Origin of the sequence: Nocardioides pelophilus, assembly GCF_014180685.1 — a bacterium.
GTDB classification, from domain to species: domain Bacteria; phylum Actinomycetota; class Actinomycetes; order Propionibacteriales; family Nocardioidaceae; genus Nocardioides; species Nocardioides pelophilus.
The window spans coordinates 3600-8393 of the sequence record NZ_JACEHF010000174.1; the positions used below are offsets into that span (position 1 = coordinate 3600).

A 4794-nucleotide genomic window follows, 5' to 3' on the forward strand; every position below is an offset into this window, starting at 1 on the left:
CGACGGCGGTCACGGTCCGGCCGTCGGCGGTGACCGTCGACGGTCCGAAGGACAACCCGTCACCGGTGATGGTCGGGCGGTCCGATCCGGTCGGCAGGTCCTGTCGGGCCGTCCAGGAGACCTGGAACCTGCCGTTGCCGAGATCGACCACCTGCCAGTCGGAGTCGTCCGGCTGCGCGGCGGCCGCGAGCGGGGCAGCCGACGCGGTGGCAGCGGGAGCCTCCGCGCCGGCGGGGGTGGTGGCCAGTGCGGTGGCGGCGCAGGCCGCGAGCGCGAGGAGGGTACGGCGGACTCGGGGCGCTCGGGCGGCGCGAAGCGACTGCACGACTGAATGACGCTCGACCATGCCCGATGGTTGCACGCGGCAGGGACGCAATCTGCCGGTTCGGAGGACCTATCGGGTCCGGGGCCGGTGCCCGACCCTCGGTGCCCGACCTCACACCGGGCCACCACCGGCCGATGGAAGAAACAGCCGGCAGCGGACGCTGAGATTTATACTGAGACCGAGAGGAGCCCCCGATGAGCACGATGCACATCGCGACCGCGACCAGGTCTTACGTGCGCTCCGTGGAGCGAGTGGCGGCCAGGGCCGCCGATCCGGGCGTCGCCGAACGGCTCCTCACGGCCGCGGTCAGCATGCGGATCGCGCTCGAGATGCTGCCCGAGGGCTCCCCGCACCAGCTGTTCGAGCTGCGCCACCGGGCGGCGGCGATCAGCGCCATCCCCGCGGTGGGCTCGTCGGCCCACACGGCGCTCCTGTCGGCACACGCCGTCTTCGCCGAGCGCGCAGCCGAGTGGGCGCTGGCCCACGGCCTCGGCACCCGGCCCGCGCCGGTCTGAGCGACCGGCTGACTGCGGCTCGCGACCCTCACGCAGCGAGCGGGACCGCGCCGGGCAGCGAGTTGACGGCGCACGCGCACAGGTCGCTGCACGGCAGGTAGGTGTGCACGGCGTGCCCGCAGCCGTGGCACGGCAGGTCGTGGGTCAAGTGGGTCTGGTCGGTCGGGATGGTGTTCCCCATGGTCGTGCCTCCTGTCGAGCGGTGGGTGGAGCCTCACCTCGTCCACGAACGCGACCGGCCGATTTCGACACCCGGCCCCCAGAAAGTGGTGAGGTGAGGCATGGACGCGCGCGACGAACGGATCTCTGCCTTCCACGACCTGCACCGCTCGGGGTGCTTCGTGATGCCGAACCCCTGGGACGTGGGAAGCGCCCGGGCTCTCGAGCAGCTCGGCTTCCCGGCCCTCGCCACGACCAGCGCCGGGGTGGCGTGGACGCTGGGGCTGGCGGACAACCAGATCAGCCTCGAGCAGTCGCTCGACCACCTGCGGGCGGTCGCCGGTGCGGTGCGGCTGCCGGTCAATGCCGACTTCCAGGACGGCTTCGCGGCCGACCCGGAGCAGGTGGCCACCAACGTCGGGCTCGCGGCGGCCACGGGCATCGCGGGGCTCTCGATCGAGGACTCGTCCGGCGACCCGGACGACCCGCTGTACGACTTCGACCTCGCCGTCGAGCGGGTGCGAGCCGCCCGCCGGGCGATCGACGGGTCCGGCACCGGCGTACTCCTCACCGGCCGGTCCGAGGGCTTCGTGTGCGGACGCCCCGACATCGACGAGACCGTCCGCCGGTTGCAGGCGTACGCCGAGGCCGGCGCGGACTGCCTCTACGCCCCACGGATCGAGTCCCTCGACCACGTCGCCGCCGTCGTCACCGCGGTGGCACCCAAGCCGGTGAACCTGCTGATCAACGCACCGTTCATCACGGTCGCCGAGGCCGCTGACCTGGGGGTGCGACGGATCAGCGTCGGCGGCACGCTCGCGCGCACCGCCTGGGGCGGCTTCCTCGAGGCGGCCAAGGAGCTCGCGGACACGGGTACCGTCTCCCGGTTCGTCGGGCTCCCGAACGTGGACGCGCTGTTCGGCTGACTGCTACCAGGTGCGCGTCCACACGCAGTACTCGGAACCGCGCAGGTGCTCGATGGCCTCGGTGGACAGGGGGTCGGACGCGTCGGTGACGACGTAGCCGAGCTGGTCCCTGGTGGAGAGGTGCTGGTCGATCACGTTGTCGCCGGCGGCGGCGAAGGCGTTGTTGAGCTCGGCCAGGACGCCGGGGACGTTGTGGTGGAGCAGTCCCAGCCGGCGACCGGGGGTCAGCGGCGGCGGGAGGACCGAGGGCAGGTTGACCGACAGCGCGGTGCTGCCCTCGAGCGCGAAACGCGCGAGCTTCTCCGCCACGAACCAGCCGATCTCCTCCTGCGCCTCCTGCGTGGAGCCGCCGATGTGCGGCGTGAGGATGACGTTGTCGAGGCCGCGCAGCACGGACTCGAACGGGTCGCCCTGGGCCTTCGGCTCGGTCGGGAAGACGTCGACCGCCGCACCCGCGATGTGCCCGGACAGGACGTGGTCGCGCAGGGAGTCGTAGTCGACCACCATCCCGCGCGAGGCGTTGATGAAGAGGGCGCGCGGCTTCATGGCGGCGAACTCGTCGGGGCCGAAGAAGCCCGCGTTCCCCGACCGGCCGTCGATGTGGAGGCTGACGACGTCGGCGACGCTCAGCAGCTCCGCCAGCGAGTGGGCCCGGCGGGCGGTCCCGTGGGCCGGGCGGTCCGCCTTGTCGTAGAAGACCACCCGCATCCCGAGCGCCTCGGCCACGTTCGACAGCTGGGTGCCGATGTTGCCGTAGCCCACGATCCCCAACGTCCGGCCGCGGACCTCGTGGCTGCCGCGGGCGGACTTGTCCCACACGCCGTCGTGCATCCGCTGGGTCTTCTCGGGGAGCCGGCGCGCGAGCGCGATGATCTCGCCGATCACGAGCTCCACGACGCTGCGGGTGTTGGAGTAGGGCGCGTTGAACACCGCGATGCCCCGCTCCGCCGCGGCACCGAGGTTGACCTGGTTGGTGCCGATGCAGAAGCAGCCGACTGCCTCCAGCAGGGGAGCCCGCTCCAACACCTCGGCGGTCACCGTGGTGTTGGAGCGGATCCCGAGCAGGTTGACGTCGGCGAGTCCCTCGAAGAGCTCGTCCTCCGACATCGCCCCCGGACGCAGGTCCACCTGGTAGCCGCGGCCCTCCAGGACGTCGACGGCCGCTGGGTGGATGTTCTCGAGGAGCAGTGCCTTCACGGAGACAACCGTACGGCGCCCGCGACGCCGTACGCGCGCGGCTCCTAGAGGGACGAGTCGAACGGCTCCGTGCCGAGCGCCAGCTGCAGCCCGGCGATGCCCGAGTACTGCTGGGCGTAGGCGAGCTCGTGGGCCAGGTCGCCGATGTTGTTGGACGCCGGCAGGGGTGCGAGACCCAGGGTCGAGAGGGTGCCGACGGCGTTGCCCGAACCGTCCAGGAACGCGCTGCCGGAGTCTCCGGGCACGCCGGGCGTCAGGGTGTAGAGCGGGTGCGTCCAACCGCCGTCAGCCGGGTCCTGGCCGAGGCTGTAGCCGGTCTTCGGCGACAGCTCCTCCACGCCGAACCGCAGTCCGGAGTTGCCGTAGCTGTAGACGGGGTCACCGGCAGCGGTCCCGGTGGTGTTGATGCCCATCGGTCCGCCCCAGAACGGGACGGTCGGGTTCACCTTCGCGACGTCGGCCGCGCTGACCTTGACCAGCGCGAAGTCGTTGTACGCGCAGGTGTTCGCGTCGGTCTCGCCGCGGGCCTGCATCGTGTTCCACGACGAGTAGGCGAGGGTGCCCGTCCCGACCTGGGTGCCGGAGCTGAGCAGGCTGCCGCCGCGGTTGAAGGTCACCGCCGTGCCGAGGGGCAGGGTGCCGGCGTCACAGCCGTCGGTGTCGGTCGCGGCACCCGTGCCGGAGCAGTGCGCTGCCTGGCCGAGGTAGACGTTTCCGGCGGAGTCGGTGAACACGAAGTTGGCGGTGCACTGACCGGAGCCGTCGGTGTTGGTCTGCACACCGGGCGTGATGGCCGCGGTGGCTGCCGGCGCCCAGGTGGGCGCGGCGTGAGCCGCGGAATCGGTGGAGACGGCCAGACCGGTGACGGCGAGGCTGACGGCGCCTGCGACGGCGAGACTACGAACCCGAGAGATCACATCGGACCCTTTCAATCGAGAGACGAGTACACGTTCTACAACTGGAGTCCGCCCCGATGGTCACGCTCCCGAGGCCCGTCAGGCGTCAGCCGGCCGCTCCCGTGGCTCGAGCGCCGCCGCGACGCGGTCGAGCTCGAGGTCGACCTGGCCCATGTCGTACCCCTCCCGGAGCCGCACCGGGCTGAACCGGGCCTCGCGCACGTCCTGCGCGGACACCGACCCGTCCCCGGACTCCAGTGCGTGGTGGGCGCGGCGGAGGAAGTCGTCGACCTCGACCACGTCGTAGCCCTCTCGGAACCGGACGCGGCTGAACCTCAGCTCGCGGAGGGGGGTCGGTGGCTCTGATGATCGCTGGGTCATCGGCCAAGTATCAGGGACGTGGCCTTCAGGGTCGCTCAGCGCGGGCGACCGCCGCGACAGCCGCGACCAGCACCGCACCGAGGCCGACCCGGCGCGCCAGCCGGCGGGCGCGGGCGAGGTCGGCGCGGTCGGGGGAGCAGCCGTCGCCCATGACTGCCCGGTGCTCGGTGCGGGCGCCGTACATGTTGGTGCCGCCCAGGCGGACACCGAGCGAGCCGGCGAAGGCCGCCTCGACCGGGCCGGCGTTCGGGCTCGGGTGCGCTGCGGCGTCGCGCCGCCACGCGCGCCACGCCGCCGCAGGGTTCTCGCCGAGCACGACGGCCAGCGTGGCGGTGAGACGGGAGCCGGGCAGGTTGAGTACGTCGTCGAGCCGGGCCGCCGCCCAGCCGAAGCGC

At 72.2% G+C, this 4794-nt stretch carries 8 protein-coding genes; 2 read left to right on the plus strand and 6 right to left on the minus strand.

All coding sequences use genetic code 11. From position 1 onward, the window contains the following. On the minus strand, nt 1-325 hold a 325-nt coding region (locus tag H0488_RS19765; protein WP_220794813.1), incomplete at its 3' end, for a hypothetical protein. Between the two features lie 194 nt (nt 326-519). Between H0488_RS19765 and H0488_RS19770 the strand changes: the two genes are divergently transcribed. Next, complete coding sequence (locus H0488_RS19770) at nt 520-840, plus strand: hypothetical protein (protein WP_183100946.1); 321 nt, start codon at nt 520-522, stop codon at nt 838-840. A 28-nt stretch (nt 841-868) separates the two neighbouring features. Here the strand turns inward: H0488_RS19770 and H0488_RS19775 are convergent, their stop codons facing one another. Further along, entirely contained in the window at nt 869-1021 is a 153-nt protein-coding gene (locus H0488_RS19775) for a hypothetical protein (protein WP_183100947.1), read from the minus strand. 100 nt (nt 1022-1121) lie between these two features. On the opposite strand from H0488_RS19775, the gene H0488_RS19780 reads away from it, so the two are divergent. Then, complete coding sequence (locus H0488_RS19780) at nt 1122-1925, plus strand: isocitrate lyase/PEP mutase family protein (protein WP_183100948.1); 804 nt, start codon at nt 1122-1124, stop codon at nt 1923-1925. Between the two features lie 3 nt (nt 1926-1928). Here the strand turns inward: H0488_RS19780 and serA are convergent, their stop codons facing one another. From serA to H0488_RS19800, 4 genes are all read right to left on the minus strand, one after another. After that, complete coding sequence (gene serA, locus H0488_RS19785; protein WP_183100949.1) at nt 1929-3122, minus strand: phosphoglycerate dehydrogenase; 1194 nt, start codon at nt 3120-3122, stop codon at nt 1929-1931. Between the two features lie 44 nt (nt 3123-3166). Further along, nucleotides 3167-4039 carry a chymotrypsin family serine protease gene (locus tag H0488_RS19790; protein ID WP_312856445.1) on the minus strand — a complete coding sequence of 291 codons (873 nt, stop codon included), beginning with the start codon at nt 4037-4039 and terminating at the stop codon, nt 3167-3169. A 78-nt stretch (nt 4040-4117) separates the two neighbouring features. Then, a complete protein-coding gene (locus H0488_RS19795) occupies nt 4118-4399 on the minus strand; it encodes a DivIVA domain-containing protein (RefSeq protein WP_183100952.1) in 282 nt (93 codons plus the stop codon). 25 nt (nt 4400-4424) lie between these two features. After that, nucleotides 4425-4794: cobalamin biosynthesis protein (locus H0488_RS19800; RefSeq protein ID WP_183100951.1), on the minus strand; the 370-nt coding region annotated here is incomplete at its 5' end.

What these genes read in the sequence shown, in the direction of transcription:
- H0488_RS19770 (WP_183100946.1), top strand. Translation starts at nt 520, where the DNA reads ATGAGCACGATGCACATCGCGACCGCGACCAGGTCTTACGTGCGCTCC.
- H0488_RS19775 (WP_183100947.1), bottom strand. Translation starts at nt 1,021, where the DNA reads ATGGGGAACACCATCCCGACCGACCAGACCCACTTGACCCACGACCTG.
- H0488_RS19780 (WP_183100948.1), top strand. Translation starts at nt 1,122, where the DNA reads ATGGACGCGCGCGACGAACGGATCTCTGCCTTCCACGACCTGCACCGC.
- H0488_RS19795 (WP_183100952.1), bottom strand. Translation starts at nt 4,399, where the DNA reads ATGACCCAGCGATCATCAGAGCCACCGACCCCCCTCCGCGAGCTGAGG.